This window comes from Rhodococcus sp. KRD175, from assembly GCF_017168275.1.
Lineage (GTDB): Bacteria > Actinomycetota > Actinomycetes > Mycobacteriales > Mycobacteriaceae > Rhodococcoides > Rhodococcoides fascians.
The window spans coordinates 49,828-76,216 of record NZ_JABFAQ010000016.1 but is presented as its reverse complement, the minus strand read 5'-3'; the positions used below and the strand labels follow the sequence as shown (position 1 = coordinate 76,216).

The window sequence follows — 26,389 nt, the reverse complement described above, 5'->3', positions numbered from 1 at the left end:
GAACACTACGACACGCTCACCTCCCACTCGCATCGATCACCATCCCGGCAACAGGAAGCGGTGGCACACACGACGGTGCGTGCCACCGCTTCACCATGCCGTCGTTGACAGGCCGACCTCCATATGAGGCGGCTGCCCCGGTCCCGGTGTCCTCGCCGTCGTCCGACTCGGCGTCGGCAGGGTCGAGGGCGTCGGCCAGATCGTGGACAGCGGTCAGTACTGCTTTCGCGGTGGCGGTGACCTGCTCGGGGTCTCCTGCTGCCCATCCGGCGATGTAGCCGACGCTGTAGGCGCTGGTGTCGAGTCCGAGCATCCCGGCCAGGACGTAGGCGACGGATTCGGCTTCGACTTCCATCCGGCCCCGGTGCAGGTCTTTGCGGGCTTCGGGGCCGATGAGGTCGGGTGCGTGCATGATTGCGTGCGCTGCCTCGTGGATCATCGTTTTCGCGGCCGCTGCGGGTTCTAACGCTGCGTCGACGACGATCCGGTGGGAGCCGTCGGTGGTGGTGTAGCCGTTCGCGCTACTGGGGATCGCCTCGCGGATGACGGTCCAGCCTCGGCCGGTCATGATCGCTGCCACGCGGTCGTAGATCGCGTCCGGATCGGCGCCGGTGAGAAGCTGAGCGATGCCCTCGGGCTGGGGGTGTCCCTCGATCGGGTCGGTTTGCGAGTGATCGAACACCGACAGAATCGGGAACGTGGGCACCTTGCGGGTCTCTTCGTCGCCGGTGTCGGGGTCGGTCTCGGTGACGATGCGGGAGCTGTAGCCGTAGATCCGGATCGCCTTCTGCCCCTTGCGGACCTGCCGCCCACGCTGCTGCCAGGCACGGAATCCGGCGACCTGCGTGGCCTCGGGCTTCTGGGCGAGGATCAACAGGACGTTGTTGAAGAAGGATGCGGAATAGCATCAGATGCACGATCGCCGCCCCGCCCGTTGCAGCCGACACGATCTCACCATGAACCGACGCCCGTTGTGGCCGCACCGGCACGCCATCCGATTCGAGGGCAGACTCGCTCGTATGAAGGTGGAAATCTTGTACTTCGACGGGTGCCCGAACTGGCAGGAAGCTGCGGACCGGGTTCGCGCTGCGGCCAGCCTGATCGGACAGTCGGACATCGAGATCGGTCACCGGCTGATCTCGTCCGACGCCGAGGCAGCGGCGTCGGCCTTCGCCGGCTCACCGACCATCCTTGTCGACGGCGTCGATGCCTTCGACGATGCCGTGCAACTGACCGAACTCGCCTGCCGCGTCTACTCGACCGACCGCGGCCTGGCGGGTCTGCCGACCGTCGACCAACTCGCCGCGTCGCTGCAATCGAAAGGCGAAGCGCTGCAACGATGAACGCAGCGAAGGGTCGCGTCCCGCCGCCCCGGTCGAACACTGAGCGGTAGCGCCCGCGCGGCGACCAGTGAACCTCGACCTGCACGCACTCCCCTAAGGCACGGCAGCGTTCACTCCCTCGTGGCGTTCGCCGGCGTTAGTGTTGCCCATGGCTATGTCCAGAGCGGTCCCCGCGCTGCCGGTACGGCACATCGAGACCGCGATCGCCGTCTACACCCGCGCCTTCGGCTTCACGGCGCAGTACTCCGATCCCACCTTCGCCAAGCTCACTCGAGACGACGTCGAGATCCACCTGTGGGCCTCCGACGACGACAGCTGGACCACCCGCACCGACCCTGCGCCGTGGCCGGTGTGCAGCGGAGCGGAGACCTTCCTCGCCGGAACGGCCAGTTGCCGCATCACCGTCGACGAGATCACGGAACTGTACGACGAACTCTCGCGCGCGGGCGTTCTGCACCCGGCAGACGCCGGCCACCCCGTCGCGACGGACTGGGGGACGACGGAATTCGCGACCGTCGACGGCGATGGGAACCTGCTCACGTTCTCCACGAACACTATTCGGACCGAAAGCCCGGTCGTCGACGGTGACGGTGACGCTGTCACCACTTCCTGACCGGCGGAGCCGTTGATCACCACGCATCCATCGGCGTCATCACGAAACTTGCATTGGATGCATGATACGTTCATGCGATGTCGGCCATGGATACCGTCGGGTCCGGCGCTTCTCGCGCCGGGGGGTCGGCAGATCACCTGATGCGAGACGGTCTGTCGCTGCTCGCGCCCGAGGAGACCGTGCTCGCGGCGATGATCGAAGGGTGGGAGCAACAGCAGCGCTCGCGGATGCTCGCGAACCTGACCATCGAGCGGCGGACACAGATCGTGCGCCGGTTGGTGGTCTTCACCAACGACTACCCGTGGCAGTGGTCGTCGGCGGACGTCGAGGAGTGGACGACGCATCTGGTGGAGTCGGGAGCCGCGCATTCGACGGTGCGGCTGTATCAGATGGCGGCATCGCTTTTCTGCAGCTACATCTCCGACGTCCGCTACCGGTGGCACGAGGTCTGTGAGCGGCACTTCGGGGTGCACCCGGTGCAGATCTTCCACGAGTGGAACATGGTCGTGCACCGCAGCGACTATGAAGGGCGACCCGGCAATCGGCCGCTGACCCGCGACGAGCTGCAGGCGTTCTTCGACTACTGCGACACCCGGGTGAACCGGGTCGGCGCCTCCGGCCGCAAAGGATGGCTGGCGAGCTATCGCGACGCCACGCTGTTCAAGGTGATCTACGCCTGGGGCCTACGCCGCCGGGAGGCCTCGATGCTCGACACCGTCGACTGGACCGCCAACCCCGCGGCCACCGAGTTCGGCCGCTACGGGGCGCTGTCGGTGCGCCACGGCAAAGCCCTCTCCGGCGGACCGCCGCGGCGCCGCACGGTCCTGACCACCATGGAATGGGCCGCCGAGGCCGTCGACGAGTGGGTCACCGAGATCCGGCCCCTCTACGACTCCGACCAACTCGCCCTCTGGCCCACCGAGCGCAGCGCACGGGTGGGAGCGGTGTCGATCTCCCAACGGTTCGCCGAGTACCGCGACGCCGTCGGGCTCGAGAAGCACCTCGGCCCGCACTGTCTGCGCCACTCGTATGCGACACATCTGCTCGAGGACGGGTTCGATCACCTCTTCGTCCAACAACAACTCGGACACTCCTGGGGATCGACCACCGCGATCTACACCAGCGTCGGCACCGATTACAAGAACAACGCCCTCCGACGAGCACTGAGTCGGGCGTTCACCACCGCGAGCACCGACGAGGAGAACTGATGCCGCACCCGCAGCTGAACTACCAGTGGCATCTGCGCCGCCTCCTGGCCGACCAGGGCATCTTCGCGACCACCGGACTCGGACCCCTCCTCGCCGAACGGGGCATCACACTCTCCGAAGCACAGGTGTATCGCCTGGTCACCGGGACACCCGAACGTCTGAGCCTGCGCACGCTGATGGCACTGTGCGACATCCTCACCTGCACACCCAACGACCTCATCGAACCGATCGCCGAACCCGCCACAGGGACCGCGACCGGAACATCGACACACCGCCCCGACACCGCTGCCGCGACCACCCGCGCCAAGACCCGCACACCACGACGCGCCGACATCCGGCGACAGTGATCGCAGGACGGTGTCGCATCTGCACCACCGCCGAGGTTCGCGGCATGACGGTGTGCGACCGCTGCAGAAAACGAGCCACGCAGCACCGCGGTACGTGCGCCGGCTGCAGAAAGCCGGACAAACTGTTGGACGACGCCGACACCTGCCGGTGGTGCCGCCAGAAGGCGCGTCGCACCTGCACCTGTTGCGATGCAACAGGATCAGCTCTCACCGGCGCCGAAGGCGACACCCTCTGTCACCGGTGCACACTGACCCGCCGCCTCGACGCGATAATCCCTCCTCATGCCGACGGCCCCCTCGCACCGCTGCGGCAGCCGCTCCTGCACGCCGAACCCGTCACCACCCGCCGGTGGCTGATCCGCACCACACCCCTGCTGCTCTCCATCCAGGACGGCAGCACAGCCCTCACACACACCTCGTTCGACACCCTCCCGCACCCGAAGTCGGTCGAGCACCTGCGCTCACTCCTCGTCGCCACCGGCATCCTCGGCCCGGACCTCGACCGCAGCCTGCGCCGCCTCGAAGCCCAACTCCCCCAACTACTGAGCAGCCTGACCCCGAACCACCGCGCACTCCTGACCCGGTGGACACAGTGGGCCGTACTCCCCAGATTGCGCGCGGCGACCGAGAAGCGGGAAGGCCATGTCGGCGCCCAGAACGCTCGCTCACAGATTCGCCAATCGGCACTGTTCCTCGACTTGCTGCAGCAGCGCTCGACAGAGCTCGGCGAGTGCACACAACACGACATCGACACCTGGTTCAGCGCGCCTGGAGCCGCCCACTGGCGCGTGCGGTCCTTCCTGACGTGGGCACGACGCAACCGGCACCTACCCCGCACACTCACCCTCCCCTCGAGCTACCGAGGCCGAGCGGAAGTCCCCACCGACGACGACGAGAGGTGGCAGATCTGCCGACGCCTCGTCCACGACGAGTCTCTGGACCCCGCCGACCGGCTCGCCGGCGCCTTGATCGCGCTGTTCGCCCAACCACTGACCCGTATCGCCGGACTCACCACTGCCCACGTCACCGAAACCGACGCCGGGGTGGAACTGCGGCTCGGCAGCGCCGACACGCTTCTGCTACCGGATCCGTTCGCCCAGATCGCACTGCAACTACCCCGACCACGACGCGCAGGAACCGCCGAGCAGATACCTCAGACATGGCTCTTCCCCGGTCACCGTGCTGACATACCACTCACGGCGACGGCGCTCGGTAACCGGTTGCGTCGCATCGGTATCAGTCCGCAGGCCCTGAGACTGTCCGCCATCGCCCACCTCACCCGAGAGCTCCCACCGAGCGCACTCGCCGCGATGCTGGGTCTGAACGCACACACCGTCGCGCAGCACACGCTCCGAGCCAGCGGCCAATGGGCGAACTACGCCGCCGACCGCCACTCCTGAGTCTCGCTATTCGCAGGGTCGAATACGGCAACCCTGCCAGTGCTGTAGGAGTGGAACGAGGCCACGTGATCGAGGTACGCGCGCCAGGTATCGGAGCTGGTCAGCTCGGCTACCTTGTCCGTGATCGAGGCGTGCAGTGATGCCGCCAGCTCGCGGCGTGCTTCGGCCTTGTCCGCTGCACTGGTCTTGGTCCGTGATGCCATGACTGGCCCCTCTCCCTCGTGACCGGTCCCCCGGCCTGCTCTGCCAATTTCTTGTCGCCGTCCTCTGGCGTGAGGAGAGACAGCAGCGCACGGGAACGACGGGGCAACCCCGCGGCAGGACAGTTTTCGTGGGAGCGCAGCGAGCACGGGACGAAAAGTGTTCGGAGCCTTCGGTCGAAGCGCAGCGGAGCGAGGGGTTGAGGCGGCGGGCCCGGGTGATGCAGTATCGCCGGGAGCCAGATGTGCGACAAGAAATCGATGTCTATTCGCGGTGCGGAGCGCAGCGGAGCTCGGTTCGGAGGGACGCCCGCAAGGTGGCCGGCACCACCGCCAGGCGGAATGCATCACGCGCGTCGCCGCCGGCCAGCGGGCCACCTCCCACCTGAGGAGCTCGCCCGGTGACTGTGCGGGAGCAACGGAGACCGGCCACGCTCGGTGTCGCGGCAGCAATGGGACGAATTCGGTGGTCGGGGTGGCGTGGAATGTTGACAGACCAACATGGGTGATGTTGGAGCAAGGCATGATGCCGAGGCATGAAGTGGGTTCTTGGTGTGTCGCTGGCCTTCGGTGTCCCTGTTGTGTTGATCGTGGGAGGAATTGTGTGGGGTCCGTTGATGGACTGGGATTTGACTCAGCCGCAGGCGACGTTGATCGCGGGGTTCGTGGCTGGGCCGGGGGTAGCGTCGGACACGTCGAGGTCTTTCGGATGGATGGCGTAGGAACCTCCATCGTCGGGAGACCTCGACGTCTATCTGCGGACCGACGCGCCCGGCCGACCTACACCGTCATCTGGGAAGAGCCACGTAAGTGCACATGATTCTGACCTGCACGTCACTTAGTGGCAGTGTCGATGCACCGTCCGCTTTCGACCCAAATGGCGCGCCAGGAGATCCGCCAGTAATCGGTCGCACGGATTTCGACGTCGGCGAGGGTGGATCAGGCTCTGATGATTGTTGACTCCGCCTGCACCCGTAACCTGTGCTGGTTCAATCGGAAACCATCGTCGTCGATGTCTGTCCATTTCCTCAGAATTGAGCAGCGCAGGCTATGGACCTTGTTCGACCGGATGGCTACCATTCCTACGCAACAGATCACAAGTCTGTGTTTCTGCGCCGGCGAACCACCTGCGTTCCGGTCGCGACAAGCGTTAGACGAACATGACGGTATGACTCCGGCTTTGTGGGCCGACCCGCTTCATCGAACTTGAAGTAGCTGTGAGGTCGGCACAGGCGGGTAAGAGCCTTGCTCCACCTGTGCAGTCGGGGTTGCGCATCGACCGGACTGGGCCTTCTAGTGAAGCTGGCAACGGTCGACGGAATGGGGATGGGTGCATACGATCCGGTCGCAGCGTTACGGTGAGCCACCGCGGTCGGGTCGGCATCGCAAGAGCTCTTTCGGCCGAGCCTCCGCGGCACTGTCGGACTGGTTCACGCAACCGTTCGACTACGACTGGATAGTACTTCATCACTCCACCCGTCATTTGCGCGGACTTCTCGGTGGGGTCATCGCAGCGGGGACTCTGTCCATCGCTTTTATCTCGACGGTCATGTTGTTCAGTTTCCATGGTCCCACGAGCGAGAGCGGTAGAACCTGGATTGTCGTGATGCTGGGAATTCAGGTCGCGGTTGCAGGTGCCTGGCTGGTGCTGCCTCTGCCCAATGGTCGGAAAAGGCTGGTACAAGTCTTTGTTATGTTCGCCATTTTCGGGGACGTAGGATTGACCTCAGTTTTGGCTTTCTACGATGATTTCGGGCGTTTGACCGGGTGTGTTCTCTTCTCGGTGACGGGGGCGTTTGTTGGATATCTCATGAGCCCGCGATGGCTGGCGGCGCACTTGGCGTGGTCAAGTTTTTTTACTGTAGTTTTCGGCTATTTGGCATTTCGGGGTGAAAATGAGGACCCGGCAACGATTCTGGCTACGACATGCACCGTACTCGTGGCTACCAACGGCACACCGGTGTTCGCTCAAGTTGCGTGGACCCTGATATCGCGTGACGCGCGGAACTCGACACTCGACCCCCTGACTGGCGTCTTCAACAGGAGAGGCGCAGACAACGCGCTACTCGATTTGTGGGCGGAGGCTGAAGAGAAACGACTTTCTCTTGTAGTTCTCGTAGTCGATATAGATAAGTTCAAGCGGGTCAATGACTATCATGGGCATGCTCGGGGGGATGAGGTCATTCAACTGGTTTCAAATCGTTTGGCCGCACTGGCAGGTAGACGAGGCGTTGTGGCACGAACGGGCGGCGAGGAATTTCTGGTGGCGTCCACTGGCGCGGAATGCGATCTGCATGAATTGATCCATCTGGTCAAAACAGGGTTGTATCATCCGACAGATCCGGTACCTGTGACAGCAAGCATCGGCGCAGCAGTGCTCCCAGTCAGTTCGATGTCGCCCGGTATCGGGGCCTCGACCATTGTGCGAATGGCCAGAACGGCGGATGCTCACATGTATCGCGCAAAGGAGTCGGGGGGAAACGATGTTTCGATGACGGTGCTGTAAGTACGTCCGACGACCCCCTCGAAGTGTGCGAGCCGGGTTCGAACTGCCGCGTGCCGGGTCAGTGTTGCTGTTGCCCGGGCCGGATCAGGCCCCTGGACGTTGCTGCTGCCACGGCCGAGGTCCGTGAATCGACGCCCAACTTCGTGTAGATGTGGGCCAGATGAGACTTGACGGTGGCCTGACTCAAGAACAGCTGCTGGCTGGTCTGCACGTTGGAGTGTCCGTCTGCCACCAACTGCAGCACTTCGATCTCACGCAACGTCAGGGTGTTTCCGGGTGTCCGCATCCGGTCCATCAGTCGCGACGCGATAGCAGGCGCGAGCGCCGACCCTCCCGCTGCGGCAGTGCGTACCGCGGCCGAGAGATCATCGGGCGGTGCGTCTTTGAGCAAATAGCCCACTGCGCCGGCTTCGATGGCAGCGAGAATGTCGGCATCGGTGTCGTAGGTCGTCAATACCAGGACATACGGTGCGCTGGGGAGGGCGGCAATGCGGGCGATGGCGTCGACGCCGTGCATTCCGGGACCGAACTGCAGATCCATCAGCACCACGTCGACCTCGAGCTCGGCTGACAGTTCGATCGCCTGCTCGGCTGTCGTCGCTTCGGCGATGATCACGAAATCCGGCTCGGTCTCGAGTACCGCGCGCAATCCTGCGCGAACTATCGGATGGTCGTCGGCCATGAGGAGGCGGATCATGTTCGCACCTCCAACGGCACAGTGATGGCGATGGCTGTGCCCTCGCCAGGTTTCGATTCCACCGCCAGGGTGCCGCGCAGTGAGTCAGCGCGAGCCCTCATCCCGGGCAGCCCGAAACCACGATCCCCAGTGCTGACGGTGTCGGGATCGAAGCCCCCACCATCATCGACGACGTCGAGCGCCACCTCGGTGTCCATGTAGCTCAGGGTGACCGCCACCCGGGTGGCATCAGCATGCTGCGTGGCATTCGCCAGAGCAGACTGAGCGATGCGCAGCAACGCAACCTCGTGTGCTGTCTGGAGAGGTACCGGAACACCCGACAACTGCCAGTCGACCGGTAGTCCGGTAGCTGTAGAAGTGCGGGCGCACAATCGTTCCAACGCCGAGGGAAGTGAGCCGTTCTCCAGATCCGGCGGTGTGAGCGCACGAACGAAGCGGCGGGCCACTTCGAGATTGCTCGACGCTGTCTCTCGGGCCTGGACGATATGCCTGTTCGCCTCGTCGGAACCCGTGGGGAGCAGGCGCTCCGCCGCGCGGAGCAGCAAATGGATGCTGGACAAACCTTGAGCAAGGGTGTCATGGATTTCACGGGCCAGCCGTTCACGTTCGGCCAGGACCCCGGCCTCGTGCTCGGCCGCCGCCAGTTCTCCGCGAGCAGCCGTCAGTTCCTCGATGAGCGCGCGCCGCTGTTCGCTCTCTCGGTAGAGCGCCTGGTAGCCCAGAACGACCGCGATCGCGACCGCGGCACCGAGCGAGGGCCCGACCACCGCTCCGACTTCGAAACCTTCCTGATGCCAGCTGAACCCAGCGATCGCCGTGACGGTCGTGACGACAACGGCCGTCATGCCCCACTTCGTCTGCAGGAGATGGAGCTCGAGAAAGAACAACGGGAACGCCAGGTACACGGCCTCGGGGCTCACCACGAGCAACGCCGTCCACACCGCCCAGACAGCCACGAGCCATCCCGCGGCGATCGCCCCGGAGTGACGCACTCTCGGCCAGGTTGCGCCCACCGCGTACACCACGCCCAGGACCACGGCAAGAACGACGACCGCCATCAGGTGCGGTACGCGCTCCTGGACCGCACGCACGATCGACAGCGTCAGCAATGCCCCCAGCAACAGATGTAGGCACCCTCGCAGGATGCGCAGGACAGGGGTGAGCGACGACGGATCCATAACAGTGTCCAGGCTATGCGGTTCGCACTCGGCCGGCATCGGCCGAAAGGTGTAACCGGCTCTGATCCTTCCGGCTCTCAGGATGCACTCTCCCGGTCGATGCCCCCGCACCCAGGCAGCGGCGAGAGTTGGACTCAGTCACCGGGTACTTGATCCGGTCGTCTGCAAGAAAGGCAGAAAAGACGTGTTCGTCGCTTGGAGAGACCTACGATTCGCCAAAGGGCGGTTCGCCCTGATGGGAACCGTCATCGTGCTGATCACCATGTTGGTCGGCCTGTTGTCCGGACTCACCGCAGGATTGGGCAGAGAAAGCACGTCGGCTATCACCGACCTGCCGGCCGACCATCTGACATTCTCGGCACCGACAGGGGGCAAGGCGGTGTCGTTCACCGACAGCACCGTCACCGAATCCACCTGGCAGCAGTGGGCACAAGTGGACGGAGTTCAGCGAGCCGAACCACTCGGCATCACGACCACCAAAGCCGAGGCCGGCCCGCGCAGCGCCTCGATCTCCGCGTTCGGCGTGCAGCCAGGCTCGACTCTGGCACCGGAATCGGACCGAATCCGCACCGGCAGCGCAGTACTGTCTACGTCGGCCGCCGACGAGCTCGACGTCGGAGTCGGCGAAGACTTCGTCCTCGGTGGACAGCGGCTGACGGTCGCTGATGTCGACGGCGACGCCTCCTACAGCCACACCCCGGTGATCTACATGGACTTGCAGGCCTGGCAGACCCTGTCCGGCGGAGCGTCAGACGGCCCGCTGCGCGCGACAGTGGTCGGGTTGAGCACTGTCTCCGGCGTCGACCTCACTGCGGCCGACGAACGGATCGGCACCGACACGGTGCCCACCGCAGACGCCAAGTCCGCCGTTGGCTCCTACAGCTCGGAAAACGGTTCGCTGCAACTGATGCGCGCCTTCCTCTTCGCTATCTCTGCACTTGTCATCGGGGCGTTCTTCACCGTGTGGACCATCCAGCGCAGTGGCGACGTCGCGGTACTCAAAGCTCTCGGAGCATCCACCGCATATCTGCTTCGAGATGCGCTCGGTCAGGCCGTCGCGCTGCTGACCATCGGCACCGTCGTCGGAACGGGGTTGGCCGCAGGAGTGGGCGCACTCGTCGGCGGCACCGTGCCGTTCGTGCTCGACATCGGCACCGTGGCGCTACCCGCGCTGATCATCATCGTCCTCGGCGCATTCGGCGCCGGACTATCCATCAACCGAATCACCTCCGTTGACCCCCTCACCGCACTCGGGAGCGCACGATGAGCCTGCATCTGACCGATATCACCCTCACCTACTCCGACGGCGACGCCCGGCTGACCGCTCTGGACAGCGTCGATCTGCACGTCGAGAAAGGCACGATGACTGCCGTCATCGGCCCGTCCGGCTCCGGCAAGTCCAGCTTGCTCGCCGTGGCGGCCACCTTGACCACCCCCGACAGCGGACGCGTCGTCGTCGACGGAACACCCACTGTCGCAATGACCCGCAACGAACTGACGACACTGCGGCGCAACAAGATCGGGACCGTTTTTCAACAGCCCAATCTGTTGCCGTCGTTGACCGCCGTCGAGCAACTACAGGTCATCGCCCACCTCGATGGGCACTCCCCCCGCGGCGCCGCAACGCACGCGCTCATGCTGCTCGACGCTGTCGGCCTCGGCGATCACGCGCACAAGAGGCCGCATCGACTCTCCGGTGGGCAACGGCAACGGGTCAATATCGCCAGAGCCTTGATGAGCAACCCTGCAGTGCTGCTGGTCGACGAACCCACCAGCGCACTCGATCACGAGCGCGGAGCAGCGATCCTCGATCTCCTCACCACCCTGACCCACACCAACGGTACTGCGACTGTGGTGGTCACTCACGATCGCGCACATCTGTCCGACATGGACAATGTTGTGGAGATCGTCGACGGCCGGCTACTGGTCAACGCTCAAACCCGCTGAACCGGCTCGAACAGATCCGGGTGCCAGTCGGTCGAGGTCGGCCACGGACCCGGCCCGACCGTGCGATTACCGGATAAGGACTACCTATCGAGAGCGCACCGGGCCTGGCCGCGGGGTCACGGTATCGCGGTATCGCGGTATCGCGGTATCGCGGCGACGATCCCGGAACGGGACGACCAGATCGCCCACCGCCGCAAGCGTCGAGGGCGACCGATCGATTCCGGCGATCGACAGCGCGTCATCTACCGCGGCCACAACGTCCTCGAGCGGTGCTTGAATAAGCTCGAGCAATGGCGCGGGATCGCGATGCGCTCAGACAAGCTCGCACGCAACTACCACTCCGGGCTCTGCCTCGCCGCGACATTCCATTTGCACCCTCACCAGGGCGACCTGAGCTCCGTACTCCCGGAACGCGGCGCTTGACCGCGTTGGGTGACAGCGGACTGGACGTTCAAGCCTGCACACCAGCTCGGATATACGCGGAACCCACGTTTGCCTGGCCGTCTACCTGAAAAGATGCCGAGCTCAGTGAGGTGCACGCCGGTGGACCGAAACGCTCCGCGCCGATCATGTTGCTCCACGAAGACAAGCAGGCCAGCAGCGAGACCGTCATTACAGAACGGCGTCGTGCTCCCCTCCGCGTCCCGTTGCCAGAACGCGACGAACGCGCCCAGTTTGGTCGGGGTGTTACGCGCAGTCCGGATACGCCACGGCCCCTCGCCGATCTGGACGATCCCGGACTCGTAGTCCCCGTTCTGCATCTCGGGGCTCACCTCAGCGGTTACGCCCACCACAGCCGAGTAGGCCGCGAAGGCATTGAACTGCATACAGCCACGCTATTTTCCCGAACTTTCAACCACAGGCCAGGCGGGCCGAGCACTTTCAGTAACATGGCCTAGATCTCATCCGACCGGAGCCTTGACGCGCTCGCACAGTTTCTCCGCTGTGAACTCATTCAGTGCTTTGCCGAATACCGAGTGCTGATTCGTCTACGTGCACTAGCGAACCCGCACCCGCGTCGACGGGTTTGCGACATCGATACCGCTCCCAGTTTTGCGGGCGCGGACCCCGGCGGCGACCGTGGAGACAGTCGACGAGACCGGACGGAGCCTGCTGGGAAGTTCCCGAGTACTAAGCAGACGCTGTACGGCGGTGAGGCCGAGTGCTTGCCTGCGGGGGCGACCGGGGCACGGACCGCCGGCCTCGACACTGGCACAGGTCACCTGGCCGCCGCCGTCTCGTCAGGGCGTCAGTGATGTTGAGGTGGAGGGAGTTTGCAGGGCGATGCGACCGCAGTCCGTCAGTGTCGGCGATGGTCAGGGGAGCTTCGCCACGGTCATGAGCACTACCGAATCTTCGATCGACTCCAGGGAATGCGGTTGTTGGGGGACTACCAGCAGATCGCCGCGCCGGCCTTCCCACGAGTCGTCCCCTGCCCGCAGTCGTACACGTCCGAGGAGCACCTGCACGGTCACTTCACCTGGACTTTCGTGTTCACTAAGTTCCTGGCTCGCCATCAAGGCGATCAGCGTCTGACGCAGTACGTGTTCATGACCTCCGTACACGGTGTGCGCGGCGCGCCCACTCGAGGCCGACGCCGCCTTCTCGAGTTGTTCGCGGGCTAGCGCTTCCAGCGAGCGTTTCATCATGGAGTGTTCCTTTTTAGTAGGTATCTATTACGGCCACCTAATCGAGCAGCTGCTGGTGGCGCTTTCCGCCGTGGTTGAGTCCGATTAGGAATTCACAGTCCGCGGCGGCGCAGTTCGGTGTACACGCGGGCCAGGTCCACCTCGAGAAGGGCTACGTCATCGGCGGGTCTGTTCTCTCGGACCGCGACCCTGCGCCGTGTCTCCAGGTCTGTGAGTATGCCGTCGAGTTGGCCGATGGTCATCGACTTCAATCCGGACATCGCGGTCTACTCCGTTCGCTCTGGCGTCGAGGGTGAGTTCCTTGTCGAGCGGGGTGTCAGCTCGACAATGCTTGTGGCGACAGTGTTTTCAGCATGCCATTCGCCCACCGCATTTGCCGCAGGGTCTGCGGGTGCCCCCGCTGCGCCAGGTCGATCAGGTCGACGTCCTTCACTGCTTGTGCGCCTTGTGCGAGTAGTTCCCAGTCCAACGACACTCCCGCTGCGGTGCGGTGTACTCGCCGCAGATCGGCGAGCAGCAGCAACGCCGGTTCGGGTCGCCGGCCCAACAGCGCGCTGATCCGCTGTTGCAGACCGGCCGCGTGTGCGGTGCTGTGTGGGTCCGCGCTCAGCGTCAGCCCGTAGCGGGTGCCGGCATCGGCGAGGTCGGCGATGTGCTCGCGCGACCACACGGCGATGTCGCGGGAGGTGTAGAAGATTTCGTGTTCGACCGTGTGGCGGGCCGACAACGCGGACAGTTGACAAGCGAGTTTGTGCTCGGAGCGGTGCAGTTCGCGGATCGCCAGTCCCAGCTTCATCGCACCGCTCCGATCGTTGTCTCGTGCACGTTCGCGGCGAGGCCGCCCGTCGTCGCGGGTATTCCCATGGTGATGGGCGCCGACGCGGTGGTCGTCGGGGCCGGCGACGGTGAACCGTCGCCGCGTGAGAGCCGGCGGGCCTGTGCGGCAGCGGTTTTGAAGATCGGTTGCTTCGATGCCGGATCCCAGTCGGTGAGAGTGAGCTCGTTCGCTGCGCGAGCATGCGGACCACCGACCGACCCATTCTCGGTGTCCCAGTAGCCGTAGTGAAAAGGTACGAACAGTACGCCGTCTCGGATGGCTGTGATGCGCGCGCGAGCTTCGATAGCGCTGCGGGGTGACGATATTTCGACGAGATCACCTTCCGTAATGTCCATCCTAGCGGCGTCGTTCCCCGATATCTCGACCCACACCTCGCGTGCTGCTTGCTGCAGTTGCGGGGCACGGCCGGTTTTGGTGCGGGTATGGAAGTGGTAGAGCGTGCGTCCGGTGATCAACGCGAATGGATACTCCGCAGTGGGTCTTTCGTGCGGGGGTAGGAAACCGGCGGCTTTGATGATCGCCTTCGCGTCCGGGTTCATTGCCTGGTACTCGGTGGGTTCGACCGGGGTGCCGGTGATCAGATCTTTGCCGTAACTTTCGCAGTAGTCGGGTGCACTGAAGAACGCCCCGTTTTCGTAGAGTCGTTCCGTCCCGCCGGGATGGGCGTCGTTGCAGGGCCATTGGATGCCGCTCCCGCCCCGCAGTAGGTCGTAGGTGATTCCTGTGTAGTCGCACGGGCGGCCCGCGCTGCATTTCTTCCACGCCTCGAATGCCGATTCGGCGTCGTGCCAGGGCGGCAGTGGCTGCCCGTCCTTGTCGCGGAAATCCATACGTCGGGCGTAGTCGAGAAAGATGTCGAGATCTGCCCGTGCCTGCCCGGGCGGTTCGACCGCCTTGTCCGAAATGTGTACGGTGCGGTCGACGTTGGTGAACGTTCCTGTCTTCTCGCCCCAGGTCGCCGCGGGCAGGACCACGTCGGCCATGGCGGCGGTTTCGGTGAGGAAGATGTCCTGCACGACCAGTAACAGTCGTTCCTGACTCAGAATCGAGCGGATGCGAGCCAGTTCCGGCATCGATACTGCCGGGTTGGTGGCGCTGACCCACAGCATCCGGATCGACCCTTGTTCGGCGTACCGGAAGATCTGCATCGCATGGGTCGGCGGGCTGTAGTGCGTTATCTGGTGCATGTCGATATTCCACAGCGCGGAGAGTTCGGCGACGTGGGAATCGTTGGACCAGTTACGAAACCCTGCCAAATCGCCGTCTGCGCCGCATTCGCGGGTGTTCTCGGCGGTGGGTTGCCCGTTCATCTGCAGCAATCCGCATCCGGGTTTGCCGAGCATGCCGCGGATGATGTGCAGATTGTTCACCTGCACGGCCGCGGCGGTGGCCTGATGGGATTGGTAGAAACCCTGCAGCACGGTGGAGAGCAGTTTGGTTGCGGTGCCCAGCAACCGGGCCGCTGCACGGAGGTCGTCGTGTCGATTCCGCAGATCTGCGCTACCTTCTCCGGCGGGTAGTCGGCGACCAGGAGGCGTAGTTCGTCGAAGCCGACACTGTGGGCGTCGATGTAGTCGCGGTCGATCCACCCGCGGGCAATAATTTCGTGGAGCAGTCCGTTCATCAACGCTACATTCGTGCCGGGGATCGGGGCCAGGTGCACAGTTGCGCGGGCGGCGACCGGGGTGGGCCGCGGGTCCACACACAGTATTTGCGGTGGATCCTCGCCGTCGAGGCGATCGAGGATCCGTGACCACAGCACGGTTTGGGTTTCGGCGACGTTGTGCCCGAACAAGGCGATCACATCGGCGTGATCGACATCGGTGTAGGAACCCGGTTGACCGTCACAGCCAAACGATTCCTTGAGCGCCTCTGCAGCGGTGGCCGTGCACAGTCGGGTATTGCCGTCGACGTGGTTGGTTCCGATAGCGCCGTGGGCGATGACACCGAGGGTGTAGTACTCCTCGAGAAACAACTGACCGCTGGTGTAGAAGCCGATCGCGCTGGGCCCTTGCTCGTCGAGCAATTCACGACTGCGACTGGTGATGCGGTTCATCGCTGTGTCCCAGTCGGTTTCGACGAGTTCGCCGTCGACCCGGATCAGCGGTGTGGTCAGACGGTCGGCGCTGGCGTTGGCCTGCCACCCGAAGAGGTCTTTCGGTCCGAGACGGCCGTGGTTGACTCGGTCCACTTCCCGTCCGCGCACACCGACGATGGCCCCGTCTTTGACAGCGATGTCGAGGGCGTCTCCGTTTGAATGCAGGATCGAGGCCGACTGCACCCAGCTGTCCACCTCTGCCGGAGTCAGATCACCGGAGAGGTAGGTATCGACTCGGCTCGGCCACCTCTCACCGGCGGCGTAGGGAGTGCGGGCACCCCACGGCTCGGCGATTCGATCACGGCTCCGTCCGGCAGACTCCATACCCGCCATCCTGCACCCGATCGTTGCGCATACGCAACGATTATCGCGAAGTACTGCGTACGAGCTGAACCGCGTCACACCCGCGTAGACAACCGGTCCCTATCAGTGGTGTTGCGTTGCGCCGCAGCAGCAGGGAGCGGCAGGATCTGTGAAATGAGCCCGATCCGACAACGTGATCACGGCCGCGATACAGATCTCGGCGGCCACGTCGATGCGGTCCTACGTGCCTCGCGTGTACTCGTCGGTATTGCCGCATCCTCGATAGCGGCGGTCGAGGACGCGATCACTGTGCCGCAGTTACGCATTCTGGTGTTGATCGATACCCGCGGTCCGCTGGGCCTGGGGGCAGTTGCCGATGCCCTGGGAGTGAATCCGTCCAACGCCAGCCGTGCCTGCGACCGACTGATGAGGGCGGGGTTACTGAGCCGCAGTGTGTCGCCGGCAGACCGCCGCAGCATCACGTTGACACTGACCGGCATAGGACAAGAGCTCGTCGACTCGGTCAACGACCATCGGCGCGCCGCGATCGGAGACGTTCTCGAAAAGATGAGCCCTCTAGATCGTGAACGCGTCGCCGATGCACTCGCCGATTTTGCTGCCGCGGCGGGTGAGCCGAGTGGTCACAGCTTCCTCGGGTTGTTCTGGCCCGACTAGAACCATCCGAGTCGAAGATCAACCCAACGCGAAGGCGACGAGGAAGCCTGCTGCAGTGGCCATTCCGACCCACCATCCGCCGTCTCGGTAGGCCTCGGGCATCAGTGAATCGGCGAGCACCGCCAGTGTCGCCCCGCCGGCGAAAGCTTGGACTGCGGAGATGCCGGTGTCGGGTATAGCGTCGGACAGCAGAAACCCGGCGACGGTGACGACGACGAGTACCACCGCCGTTATCGACCACAGTCCGAGCGCCCGTGCGCGGCTGAAGTTGTGCTGATCGCGCATCAGGGCTGCGCCGCCGACCGCCTCGGGGACGTTTCCCACCGCGACGGCCACCAGCAAAACCAGTCCTGCGCCGCTGGTCAACGACACCCCGAGCGCGGTGTTCTCCGGTATCCCGTCGAGAACAGTACCGAGCATCAACGCCCACCCGATCGCTGCCGGACCCAGCTTGTTCTCGATGAGGTGGTTCGCCGCGACGTAGACACCGGCACCGGCGAACAACGCTGCCCCGGCGATCACGATCCCCGCTTGCCCGAAGGCAGGTGCGAACAGTTCCGAGGACACCGCGGCGATCATCGTGCCTGCACCGAACGCCATCATCGCCGCCAACACCTGCTTCGGCAGCGACCACCGCAAGCCGATTGCCGCGCCGATCACCAGCGGGAGAGCGGTCCCGAGCCCGTACAACGCCGCCCCTAATGCCGTCACGGCCGCACACCGCAGCAGCAACGGCGGTGGATACGGTGCCGTTCTACGCCCCCGGATCCGCATCCGTGACGTTCACTGCCGTGCACTGCATCTCGCACTGTACGAGGCTCCTCACTTTTCAATACGCTGATCAGTATCGCGAAGAACTCTTCCATGCTCCCGTCGCCCACCCTGGCCGGACTGCGGTCCTGGCCGGTCCCAACAGTTCGCTGGCACCCGGCGCCCGCCTCGACCTGAGCGGGGCCGGAGGTGGTGCGCCGACGGGTACTCAACCGGCAGGCCGTTGGAATTGATGGGGCTCGATCGCGCGTTCGTGGTGTATGGCGACGTCGATGCTGCTGTCACCGCTCTCGCCTCCGGAGAGTGACACGATCCCAAATACAAAACGGTATTCGGCTCGCTCGATCCACCCAGCGTGCGGTGGATCGCTGCTTGGTGAACCCGATAGCGAAGATTGTTCGGCAGGCGACCTGGTCCGGTGGCCTCGTCGATCCCGCGCGGCAGTCACGGCCTGCCCGTTGTCGTCGACGGTAACCATGTGCACGAGTTTCAGGCATTCTTCGCAGCCGTGCGATATTTTTGTCCGTATCGGCCGAGCCCTGCGCCGCGACCAGTAGTCGAGTGCGCCGCCGCGTGTCCGATGGCGACAGGTCAAGCGGAAGGGAACAACGTCGAATATGAGTACCGGATGTGCCGATCGACACGACCGCGTGTCGTCGACCTTGAACAGTCCGAGGGCGGTACCGGGTGCGGTTCCCGCTCACGTAGCCCCGTACATCGACGCGCTCGACCATCTCAAAGCGATGATGATGGCCCGAGTCGATCTGTCCGTCGTATTGCAGACGATGTGCACCGAGGTAGTCCGGACCATCCCGACGGCGGATCTGGCCGGAATCACGGTGTTCGACGAGCGCGGGCAGTATCCGCAGACCGCTGCTTCTACCGATGCACGGGTCAACGATGTCGACGCCGACCAGTACCGCAGCAACGAGGGGCCGTGCCTGGAAGCGGCACGAACCCGGCAGATGGTTCGGGTCGTGGTTCCCGATGTCGAGCGTCGCTGGCCCCGGTTCGCTGCGAGTGTCGCCGGTATCGGCGTGCAAAGCTATCTGTCGGCACCGCTCGCGCTCGACGATCGCCACCTCGGGGCGCTGAACATTTATAGCTACGACCGGCACGGATTCACCGACGTCGATCAAGCTTTGTTGCGGCTGTTCGTCACCTCGATCGAGACGGCTGTGCTCGTCTCCCGCAGGGCTCTCGCGGCGGAAGAGAACGTCGAAGGCCTCGAGACCGCCATGAAGACCCGGTCCCAGATAGATCAAGCCAAGGGCATCATCATGGCGATGCGCGGGGTGAACGCCGACGAGGCATTCGACTTCCTGTCGCGGCAATCTCAGCACAACAACATCAGGGTCGCCGATATCGCGGCATCCCTGATCGCCTCGGTCAGCGCACACTCCCCGGCCGGCAACTCCTCCCCTGAGAAGTGAGCGGCGCTGCCCACTGTTGGATCAACCCAGGACCTCCACCATGACCGATGACACCGACAACGCCCCTTCCCGCGTGTCTGACGGGGAACCCCGCTTCCCCGCGACCGGCGCAGTGACCCACGCGGCCGTCGAGGTCGCTGGTGTCGACGGCGCAGCGGTGAGCCTGATCATTGATGGTGCAGTTGCTCGAGATTTGCTGCACGCCACCGACGCCGATGCCGTGCGGATCGACGAACTGTTTAGTTCACCATCGGTGAAGGCCCGTGCCTGGACTCGTTCAACGCCGGCACCACGATTGCGGTACCCGACCTGACCGATCTGGCCGGCACTGCGAAGTGGCCGGAGTTCGCCTGCGAGGTGGTCGCCGAGCTCGGTGTGCACGCCGTGTTGGCCTGCCCGATCACCGCGCACGGTGCCGCGGTCGGGGTGCTCGAACTGTACCGCCACACCCCGGGCCCGTATGCGTTGTCCGCCGTCGAATCCGTCCGAGCGATCGCGACCGCGCTCGGGCCGGTGATCCTCACCGAACTCATCCCCGGATCTCACGTCGGCCGTACGGCACCGCCGGGCCGACCGGCCGGCAAATACCGTCTAGCCCGCGCCCACATCAACGTCGCCGTCGGGATGCTCTCTGCACGCCTGTCGGTACCGATCGCCGACGCCGCAGCGGCCCTGCGCGCACACGCATACGCGAACTCGACGTCCATAGCGTCGATCGCACACGGCATCGTCAACCGCACAACCGAAGTCGACTTCGACACCTGATCACTGCATAGCCGGATTCCGGTGGGGTACGCGGTCGGTAAGCGGCCGGTCTGCAGCAGCGCGGGCACGGGCGCGAAGACCACCCGGAGTCTCGAGCCGAGGGAAGCCGGGTGGCACCCCACTCCCCGCACCCCCAAATCGCCCTGGTGCAAGCAAAGGAACACGGGAATCTGGTCTCAGCTCCACACGTACGATTGTGCAGTGGTCTTCTGACACTGAAATGTCAGAAGAGGAGTTCACTCACCCACAAAACGCCAGCAAAGAATGCAGTCGTCTTCTGAAACTGACAACCGATGTCAGTTTCAGAAGACAACTGCAGTCGTTCAGAAGACGAGTGCACATTGTGACCATGTCGGCTCCTTCACCATCGCTCACCTCGGCGGAACGGCACCCGGGGATGTAATTCGGCCAAGTAACCTGGGTTTTTGCGCTGCACTCACGCTTTCGGTTCGCGCTGAACGAACCCACGAGCGATCAGCTCCACTGCGAGCGCCACCGAACACGTCTGAGCCAGAAGCAGTCCGGCGAGGACGAGGATCTGCACGGCGCCGGCTTGCACGGCCGATCCACTCGCGAGGAGGACTCCGACGAACGCCCCGGGCAACGTAACGAGTCCGACGGTACGGGTTTGGTCCAGACCCGGTAGCAGGGCGTCACCGGCAGACTCTCTGATCACCTCCAGGCGCGAGTCACGCTCGGACATTCCGAGACTCAGCGCTGCTTCCACTTCACCGTGCCGCTCGCCGAGCGCGGTCAACGCGCGCCGGGCCGATAGCGATGTCGCCGACATCGAACCGCCCAAGATGATTCCGCCGACCGGCACCAATGCGACGCCGGCCACCGGAACCACACCACTGATCAGCATCATCGGAACCACAATCCCAGTGCCGGCGATCAACGCCAACGCCAACAAAAGCCCGGACCGGCCCGCGTCTGCGCGCCGAAACACCGTGAATCCAGCCGCAACGAACATGACGGCCAGGACCACCAGCGCCGACCACACCTGCGACAACGCCGCCACAAGTACAGCGGACACGACCGCGAGCTGTGTGGCTCCTCGGAGCGCTGCCGCAGGGACTGCGATGGGTCGCCCGATCGCGGTGACACGGTAGATGACAGCAGCAGCGGCGACCATGACCACGCAGAGCACTGCGAGCGCAACCCCGGGTCGAGCGAGCGCGACGCTCACCGCCGGCGGGCCACGTTCGATATTGGCATGGCGACGACTCTAGCCACCCACTGCCCCCGTGACAGTCGGCCGTTCACAGGCTTTCAGCGGGTTCTCAGCAGACCCCGCTCATAGTCGAATGACACCACAGACTTCCCGACACCGACCATTCAGGAGACCGCTGATGACACCGACCGAGCACGACCGCAGCGACGCCGCAGCGGGCACCGCCGAAAAGGTGCCGACCCGCGCATCCAACGTCGACCGCGAACGCGTCAGCATGCAGCTGCACGACGCGGCCACCGCCGGAATGCTGACCATGACCGAGGTCGAGGAACGCCTGGGCACCCTTTACGCGGCCCGCTACGTCCACGAACTGAACCCGCTTCTTGCCGACCTGCCGACCGAGCAGCCGTCGGCGCGACGCGTCGAACGTGTCGAATCCGTACGCGAGGGTATCCGGGCGACCGTCTTCGCCGCCGCCGCTCTCGTGCTGGCGCTGCTGACGTTGGCGAAACGGCACCGAGTCATCACCGCCGCCCTCGCGGTGCTGTCCTTCGCGGTACTGGCGGCGCTGGTGGTGTTCGCTGGTTTCGACATCGGAGATCAGCACGAGCTGGGCGGGGTCCGCGAGCTCGGGGAACACTGACCTCCTCACCCGCTCGCCAGAACGTGCAGTGGCCCAGGCGACGTCGTCCGGAGCCACTGCACGTTCAGATATAGGCAGGGATCAGGTCGACGCCAGCGCTCCGGTTCCGAGCAGCACGAGTCCCAGCGCTACCCGATAGCCGACGAAGTACGTGATCCGATGTCCCGCGACGAGCTTGAGCAGCTACGCGATGCTCGCGTACGCCACGACGAGACTGACCAGCGTGGCGACGACGGTGGCGGTCCACCCCAGCCCGGTGGAGATCTCGCCGGCGGAGGTCGCGGCCTTGTACCCACCTGCGGCGGGGCGCGCCGCCGCGTGCGGCTGGGCAGAGGCCCACGACAACACGATGCCCGTGGCGACGGCCACGGCAGCGAAGTAGCCGAGCAGCAGCCGCTCGCGTGTGGTGTTCGTCTGAGCCCGCCCATGGGGTGCGTCGTCGGCGTCGGTGATGACATCGGCGCGGGTGAGTGTGAGGTAGACGACGGTGGCGATGATCGCCATAAGGAAGATAACGCTGGTGACGGCGGTGCCGAGGCCGAGGCCGCGTTCTGCTGTGGGGAACCCGGACCAGTCGCCGAGATTCGCACCCAGGGGCCGGGTGAGGATGTAGACAAGCAGAACGAGAGCACGGCGTTCGCACCCAGGCGAGGAGGTGGGGCCGACCGAAACCAACTGTGATCAAACGAAGTTAGAACCGTCCTGAAAGGTGCATACGTGCGCACTCGTTGTGTATATTGGTCGCGGTGAATCCACCCACCACGATTCCGGCGATGTTGCTCGCCAACCCTGAATTCCGTCGACTGTTCACCGCACAGGTAGTGGCGCTGGTGGGCACAGGACTGCTGACGGTGGCGCTCGGATTGCTTGCCTACGACATCGCCGGCAGTTCGGCGGGTGCGGTCCTCGGCACCGCGCTGGCGATCAAGATGATGGCCTACGTCGGTGTCGCACCCATCGTGTCCGCCTTGACCGACAGGCTGCCCCGCAAACGGGTATTGGTCTCCGCGGATGCCATCCGGGCTGCGATCGCCGTGATGCTGCCTTTCGTCGATCAGGTGTGGCAGATCTACGTGCTGATCTTCGTCCTGCAATCTGCATCGGCCACCTTCACTCCGACGTTCCAGGCCGTCATTCCTTCGATCGTGCCCGACGATCGGCAGTACACCAAGGCGCTCTCGCTGTCGCGGCTCGCGTACGATCTCGAATCACTGCTGAGCCCGGTGCTGGCGGCGGCACTGCTGACGCTCATTTCCTATCACTCACTGTTCGTCGGCACTGCAGTCGGATTCGTCGTCTCGGCGATCATGGTCATCGGAACACGCTTTCCTGCCTTCGTTCGCGCCGAACGAACGCCCTCGTTCTTCGAACGCACCACCGCGGGCATCCGAGTGTTCGTCACGAGGCCCGCCTTGCGCGGGCTACTCGCACTCAATCTGGTCGTTGCCTCGGCAACAGCTCTGGTCGTGGTGAACACCGTTGTCTACGTTCGCGACCTCCTCGGAGGATCGAGCAGCGGCGTGGCTATCGCCTTGGCCTTCTACGGCGGAGGATCGATGATCGTCGCGCTGACCGTGCCGCGCATCCTGACTACGATCAGCGATCGCACCCTGATGCTCACCGGGGCCGCGGTCGTCGTTGTGGGGATCGCCGCCGCCTGTGTGTTCGTAGCGTCGACACCGACTGCTCTGCCCGGTTGGGTCGCACTGTCCGCGATATGGGCGATCATGGGGACGGGTACGTCGATGATCAATACGCCGTCGGCGCGGGTTCTTCGGCGTGAATCGGACGAGAGCTCGCGTACGGCGATCTTCACCGCCCAGTTCTCCCTCTCCCATGCCGGATTCTTGCTGACCTACCCGTTGGCGGGATGGTTCGGTGCAGAGATCAGTCAGTTCGCAGCGGCGGCCACGTTGGTGGTGATCGCTACACTTGCCGCACTGACAGCAACACGGCTGTGGGCCCGCACCAGTACCACTGCGGCATCACCGACGTAGCAGGATCGACGACCATGACCGCAGTGCCCAAGTCCGCAGTGTCCAAGCACTCGCACGCGAGCCTCGACCACGCCGCGCATCCCGATCATGCGCGGCTAGAGGCCGCCACGGATACATTTCGTATGCTCTCCGACCGCACCCGGTTGCATTTGCTGTGGCTGCTCAGTCACGGCCCGGCCGACGTCACCGAACTCACCACCAGAACCGATGCGTCGCGGACTGCCGTAAGCCAGCACCTCGCCAAACTGAGGTTCGTCGGCATGGTCGAAACGCAGAAGAGCGGTCGTAACGTGGTCTACACCCTCGCAGACGGGCACCTCGCCCGGTTGGTCCGTGAGGGACTCAACTACGCCGACCACACGATCACAGGCGAACCCCCGCACAGCTGACCTCTGTCCGGTACAGCGGTGGTGGTGATCTGCGGTATGGAACTACGCCGACTACTTCCATTGCTGCACAGAATTTTCGACGAACTGCAGGTCGAGACCGAATTGGCCGAATTTTTCCCGATCAACACACAGAACCGGTCCGTTCTGCGGCTACAACGTGTGTGCCTCTGCTCGCACCGGTGTCGTCCCGACGTCACGTCCTGCGCCGCCAGACACGGGAGGACAGCAGGCGCATGCCGTTGAGCGCGACGAGGACGGTGGAGCTTTCGTGCCCTGCTACTCCGATCGGCAGCGGAAGGGTCCAGATCAGGTCCCATGCAACGAGGACCACGATGAACGTGGACGCTATCGCGAGGTTGGCGACCACGATCCGGTGCGCGCGGCGCGAGAGTTCGATCACCGACGACAAGGTTGCGAGATCGTCCCGTACCAGGACCGCATCAGCGGTGTCGAGTGCGAGGTCGGAACCTTTGCGTCCCATGGCGACACCGATGTCCGCCGCGGCGAGAGCGGGAGCGTCGTTGACGCCGTCACCGACCAGGAGAACGCGGCGCTCACGTGTGCCGCCGTCCGAGAGTCCACTGCGTTGCAGTTCCGTCACGGCCCCGGCTTTGTCCTCGGGAAGCAGTCCCGCGCGGACGTCGGTGATCCCGATTCGCCCTGCCACCGCGTGCGCTGCGCGGGAGTTGTCGCCGGTGAGCAGCACTGAGGGACTACCGGTTACACGTTCGAGCTCGCTGATGGTCGCGGCAAGATTCGAGCGAACGGTGTCAGCGAGGGCGATCACTCCGATCGGCCTGCCACCGGCCCGGACGATTACGGCGGTCATCCCGCCTGATTCGCGTTCGGCAGCGGTGCGCTCGGCCACCGCCTCGCATTCGTGTGCCGAAAGAGGTTCGGAAGGGTCAGTTTTCGGTGTGAGGTCGGGTTTGCTGACCGTCACGACCTCGCCATCGACGCTCGCGCGGACTCCTACGCCCGGGGTCGACTCGAAGGCCGTCGCCTCGGGGATCGACAACTCTCGGCTTCGGGCGTGGTCGACGATGGCTGTGCCGATCGGGTGTTCACTGCTCATCTCGGCTGCGGCGGCCACGGCGAGTACGTCGCTTTCGCTGGAGCCGTCGACTGCGTCGATGTGCTCGACCTGCGGTGTTCCTTCGGTGAGTGTTCCTGTCTTGTCGAAGGCCACCACCTCGATGGTGCGGAGTTGTTCCATGACGACAGCAGATTTGACCAGGACACCGTGGCGTCCGGCAGTGGCCATCGCTGCGAGCAGCGGCGGCATCGTCGCCAGGACCACCGCGCACGGGGAGGCGACGATCATGAACGTCATCGCCCGCAGCAGCGCCGGCTGGAGTTCGCTTCCGAGCAGCATCGGGATCGCGAAAATTGCTGCGGTGGAGACGACGACGGTCTTGGAGTAGTACTGCTCGACTTTCTCGATGAACAGTTGCTTCTTGGCTTTCGTTGCCGAGGCGTGTTCGACCATGGCCACGATGCGGGCGATCACGGTCTCAGAGGGGTCGACGTCGATGCGGATCCGCAGTGCGCCGGTGCCGTTGATGGTGCCGGCGAAGACGTCGTCGCCCACCGACTTGAACACTGGGATCGCCTCACCGGTGATCGAGGACTGATCGACGTCGGAACTGCCCTCGACGATGCTGCCCTCGCCGGAGATGCGCTCGCCGGGTCGAACGATCACGATGTCGCCGCGGCGGAGATCAGCGGCGTCGACTCGTTCCTCGATACCTGCGGCGTCGAGGATCATGGCGGTCTCGGGTGCGAGGTCGAGGAGACTCCGAATCGAGTCGGCGGTGCGGCGAGTCAGTACCGCTTCGAGTGCGCCGGAAGTGGCGAAGATGACGATGAGCAGTGCGCCATCGAAGATCTGCCCGATCGCCGCCGCGCCGAGGGCGGCGACGATCATCAGCAGATCGACGTCGAGGGTCTTCTCTCGTAGCGCACGCAGACCCTCCAAGGCTGGTTCCCACCCGCCCGTGACGTAGCAGGCCAGGTAGAGCGCCCAGAACAACCAAGTCGGGGCACCGAGAAGCTGCGCGGTCAGTCCGAGCAGGAACAGCGCGGTCGCCGCCAGCGCCCACCTCACCTCGGAAACGTCGAGGAGGCGCGTCCGCGCGTAACCGGGGTTGCTGCGCGCTGTGGGCGCGCCCGGAGCGGTAGTGGTGCCGATCGATGCCATGACTGCCTTCTGCCG

The 26,389-nt window shown here is 64.5% G+C and carries 27 protein-coding genes and 2 pseudogenes; 16 read left to right on the top strand and 13 right to left on the bottom strand.

Annotation, left to right across the window (positions count from 1 at the left end; translation table 11 throughout):
* Window positions 1-16: 16 nt before the first annotated feature.
* Window positions 17-874, bottom strand: a complete 858-nt coding sequence (locus tag J1M81_RS22755; protein ID WP_241258387.1) for an ArdC-like ssDNA-binding domain-containing protein — start codon at window positions 872-874, stop codon at window positions 17-19.
* Window positions 875-1,019: 145 nt separating this feature from the next.
* On the opposite strand from J1M81_RS22755, the gene J1M81_RS22750 reads away from it, so the two are divergent.
* The 5 genes from J1M81_RS22750 (at window position 1,020) to J1M81_RS22730 (ending at window position 4,911) form a co-directional block, all read left to right on the top strand.
* The gene (locus J1M81_RS22750; RefSeq protein ID WP_037190622.1) at window positions 1,020-1,343 is read left to right on the top strand and encodes a hypothetical protein; all 324 of its coding nucleotides are present in this window, start codon (window positions 1,020-1,022) and stop codon (window positions 1,341-1,343) included.
* 148 nt (window positions 1,344-1,491) lie between these two features.
* Window positions 1,492-1,956: a VOC family protein gene (locus J1M81_RS22745; RefSeq protein ID WP_052047650.1), complete on the top strand. Its 465-nt coding sequence runs from the start codon at window positions 1,492-1,494 to the stop codon at window positions 1,954-1,956.
* A gap of 77 nt (window positions 1,957-2,033) precedes the next feature.
* Complete coding sequence (locus J1M81_RS22740; protein ID WP_241258386.1) at window positions 2,034-3,164, top strand: tyrosine-type recombinase/integrase; 1,131 nt, start codon at window positions 2,034-2,036, stop codon at window positions 3,162-3,164.
* Entirely contained in the window at window positions 3,164-3,511 is a 348-nt protein-coding gene (locus J1M81_RS22735; protein ID WP_032400201.1) for a helix-turn-helix transcriptional regulator, read from the top strand. The genes J1M81_RS22740 and J1M81_RS22735 overlap by 1 nt, the downstream gene beginning before the upstream one ends.
* A 125-nt stretch (window positions 3,512-3,636) precedes the next feature.
* Window positions 3,637-4,911 (top strand): hypothetical protein, encoded by a 1,275-nt coding sequence (locus J1M81_RS22730; RefSeq protein ID WP_141215153.1) that lies wholly within the window; start codon window positions 3,637-3,639, stop codon window positions 4,909-4,911.
* Here J1M81_RS22730 and J1M81_RS22725 read toward each other — a convergent pair.
* Window positions 4,887-5,114: a hypothetical protein gene (locus J1M81_RS22725; protein ID WP_206498896.1), complete on the bottom strand. Its 228-nt coding sequence runs from the start codon at window positions 5,112-5,114 to the stop codon at window positions 4,887-4,889. The genes J1M81_RS22730 and J1M81_RS22725 overlap by 25 nt on opposite strands.
* Window positions 5,115-5,647: 533 nt before the next feature.
* On the opposite strand from J1M81_RS22725, the gene J1M81_RS22720 reads away from it, so the two are divergent.
* Together J1M81_RS22720 and J1M81_RS22715 are read left to right on the top strand one after the other, a co-directional pair.
* Window positions 5,648-5,833, top strand: a complete 186-nt coding sequence (locus J1M81_RS22720; protein ID WP_206498895.1) for a hypothetical protein — start codon at window positions 5,648-5,650, stop codon at window positions 5,831-5,833.
* A gap of 884 nt (window positions 5,834-6,717) precedes the next feature.
* Window positions 6,718-7,617 (top strand): GGDEF domain-containing protein, encoded by a 900-nt coding sequence (locus J1M81_RS22715; RefSeq protein ID WP_241258398.1) that lies wholly within the window; start codon window positions 6,718-6,720, stop codon window positions 7,615-7,617.
* A gap of 58 nt (window positions 7,618-7,675) precedes the next feature.
* On the opposite strand, the gene J1M81_RS22710 is transcribed toward J1M81_RS22715, so the two are convergent.
* On the bottom strand, window positions 7,676-8,314 hold the full coding sequence (locus J1M81_RS22710) for a response regulator transcription factor (RefSeq protein WP_206498893.1): 639 nt from the start codon (window positions 8,312-8,314) through the stop codon (window positions 7,676-7,678).
* Window positions 8,311-9,492, bottom strand: a complete 1,182-nt coding sequence (locus tag J1M81_RS22705) for a sensor histidine kinase (protein WP_206498892.1) — start codon at window positions 9,490-9,492, stop codon at window positions 8,311-8,313. Before J1M81_RS22705 ends, J1M81_RS22710 begins: the two co-directional genes overlap by 4 nt.
* A gap of 235 nt (window positions 9,493-9,727) precedes the next feature.
* On the opposite strand from J1M81_RS22705, the gene J1M81_RS22700 reads away from it, so the two are divergent.
* Window positions 9,728-10,759, top strand: a complete 1,032-nt coding sequence (locus tag J1M81_RS22700) for an ABC transporter permease (protein ID WP_206498891.1) — start codon at window positions 9,728-9,730, stop codon at window positions 10,757-10,759.
* Window positions 10,756-11,439 carry an ABC transporter ATP-binding protein gene (locus J1M81_RS22695; RefSeq protein ID WP_206498890.1) on the top strand — a complete coding sequence of 228 codons (684 nt, stop codon included), beginning with the start codon at window positions 10,756-10,758 and terminating at the stop codon, window positions 11,437-11,439. The genes J1M81_RS22700 and J1M81_RS22695 overlap by 4 nt, the downstream gene beginning before the upstream one ends.
* A 413-nt stretch (window positions 11,440-11,852) precedes the next feature.
* On the opposite strand, the pseudogene J1M81_RS22685 reads toward J1M81_RS22695, so the two are convergent.
* The 5 genes and pseudogenes from J1M81_RS22685 to J1M81_RS22665 all read right to left on the bottom strand — a co-directional run.
* Window positions 11,853-12,266, bottom strand: a pseudogene (locus tag J1M81_RS22685) (MepB family protein); the annotation flags it as partial.
* A 489-nt stretch (window positions 12,267-12,755) separates the two neighbouring features.
* Window positions 12,756-13,088 (bottom strand): cupin domain-containing protein, encoded by a 333-nt coding sequence (locus J1M81_RS22680; protein WP_080733464.1) that lies wholly within the window; start codon window positions 13,086-13,088, stop codon window positions 12,756-12,758.
* A 92-nt stretch (window positions 13,089-13,180) separates the two neighbouring features.
* Complete coding sequence (locus J1M81_RS22675) at window positions 13,181-13,348, bottom strand: hypothetical protein (protein WP_155289661.1); 168 nt, start codon at window positions 13,346-13,348, stop codon at window positions 13,181-13,183.
* 56 nt (window positions 13,349-13,404) lie between these two features.
* Window positions 13,405-13,884 carry a hypothetical protein gene (locus J1M81_RS22670; RefSeq protein ID WP_032375726.1) on the bottom strand — a complete coding sequence of 160 codons (480 nt, stop codon included), beginning with the start codon at window positions 13,882-13,884 and terminating at the stop codon, window positions 13,405-13,407.
* Window positions 13,881-16,348: pseudogene (locus J1M81_RS22665) on the bottom strand (molybdopterin oxidoreductase family protein). The gene J1M81_RS22670 and the pseudogene J1M81_RS22665 overlap by 4 nt, the downstream one beginning before the upstream one ends.
* Window positions 16,349-16,501: 153 nt before the next feature.
* On the opposite strand from J1M81_RS22665, the gene J1M81_RS22660 reads away from it, so the two are divergent.
* Window positions 16,502-17,002, top strand: coding sequence for a MarR family winged helix-turn-helix transcriptional regulator (locus J1M81_RS22660; protein WP_052063207.1), 501 nt, complete (start codon window positions 16,502-16,504; stop codon window positions 17,000-17,002).
* Between the two features lie 18 nt (window positions 17,003-17,020).
* On the opposite strand, the gene J1M81_RS22655 is transcribed toward J1M81_RS22660, so the two are convergent.
* Window positions 17,021-17,713: a ZIP family metal transporter gene (locus J1M81_RS22655; protein WP_206498888.1), complete on the bottom strand. Its 693-nt coding sequence runs from the start codon at window positions 17,711-17,713 to the stop codon at window positions 17,021-17,023.
* Between the two features lie 677 nt (window positions 17,714-18,390).
* Here J1M81_RS22655 and J1M81_RS22650 point away from each other — a divergent pair.
* The 3 genes from J1M81_RS22650 to J1M81_RS22640 are packed head-to-tail and all read left to right on the top strand — an operon-like array spanning window position 18,391 to window position 19,971.
* Window positions 18,391-19,206 (top strand): ANTAR domain-containing response regulator, encoded by an 816-nt coding sequence (locus tag J1M81_RS22650; RefSeq protein ID WP_052063206.1) that lies wholly within the window; start codon window positions 18,391-18,393, stop codon window positions 19,204-19,206.
* Window positions 19,207-19,246: 40 nt separating this feature from the next.
* Window positions 19,247-19,519, top strand: coding sequence for a hypothetical protein (locus tag J1M81_RS22645; RefSeq protein WP_032375724.1), 273 nt, complete (start codon window positions 19,247-19,249; stop codon window positions 19,517-19,519).
* A complete protein-coding gene (locus J1M81_RS22640) occupies window positions 19,456-19,971 on the top strand; it encodes a GAF domain-containing protein (RefSeq protein ID WP_080733463.1) in 516 nt (171 codons plus the stop codon). The genes J1M81_RS22645 and J1M81_RS22640 overlap by 64 nt, the downstream gene beginning before the upstream one ends.
* Before the next feature lie 436 nt (window positions 19,972-20,407).
* On the opposite strand, the gene J1M81_RS22635 is transcribed toward J1M81_RS22640, so the two are convergent.
* Window positions 20,408-21,160 (bottom strand): ABC transporter permease, encoded by a 753-nt coding sequence (locus J1M81_RS22635; RefSeq protein WP_032375722.1) that lies wholly within the window; start codon window positions 21,158-21,160, stop codon window positions 20,408-20,410.
* 163 nt (window positions 21,161-21,323) lie between these two features.
* On the opposite strand from J1M81_RS22635, the gene J1M81_RS22630 reads away from it, so the two are divergent.
* Window positions 21,324-21,788, top strand: coding sequence for a DUF1707 domain-containing protein (locus J1M81_RS22630; protein ID WP_206498887.1), 465 nt, complete (start codon window positions 21,324-21,326; stop codon window positions 21,786-21,788).
* Between the two features lie 183 nt (window positions 21,789-21,971).
* Here J1M81_RS22630 and J1M81_RS26545 read toward each other — a convergent pair whose 3' ends face one another.
* The gene (locus tag J1M81_RS26545) at window positions 21,972-22,463 is read right to left on the bottom strand and encodes a hypothetical protein (protein ID WP_032375720.1); all 492 of its coding nucleotides are present in this window, start codon (window positions 22,461-22,463) and stop codon (window positions 21,972-21,974) included.
* Between the two features lie 98 nt (window positions 22,464-22,561).
* Here J1M81_RS26545 and J1M81_RS22620 point away from each other — a divergent pair, with 98 nt between their 5' ends.
* Together J1M81_RS22620 and J1M81_RS22615 are read left to right on the top strand one after the other, a co-directional pair.
* Window positions 22,562-23,785 (top strand): MFS transporter, encoded by a 1,224-nt coding sequence (locus J1M81_RS22620; RefSeq protein ID WP_206498898.1) that lies wholly within the window; start codon window positions 22,562-22,564, stop codon window positions 23,783-23,785.
* 14 nt (window positions 23,786-23,799) lie between these two features.
* A complete protein-coding gene (locus J1M81_RS22615) occupies window positions 23,800-24,174 on the top strand; it encodes a helix-turn-helix transcriptional regulator (protein ID WP_032375719.1) in 375 nt (124 codons plus the stop codon).
* Window positions 24,175-24,367: 193 nt separating this feature from the next.
* On the opposite strand, the gene J1M81_RS22610 is transcribed toward J1M81_RS22615, so the two are convergent.
* Window positions 24,368-26,374 carry a heavy metal translocating P-type ATPase gene (locus J1M81_RS22610; protein ID WP_080733462.1) on the bottom strand — a complete coding sequence of 669 codons (2,007 nt, stop codon included), beginning with the start codon at window positions 26,372-26,374 and terminating at the stop codon, window positions 24,368-24,370.
* Window positions 26,375-26,389 lie beyond the last annotated feature (15 nt).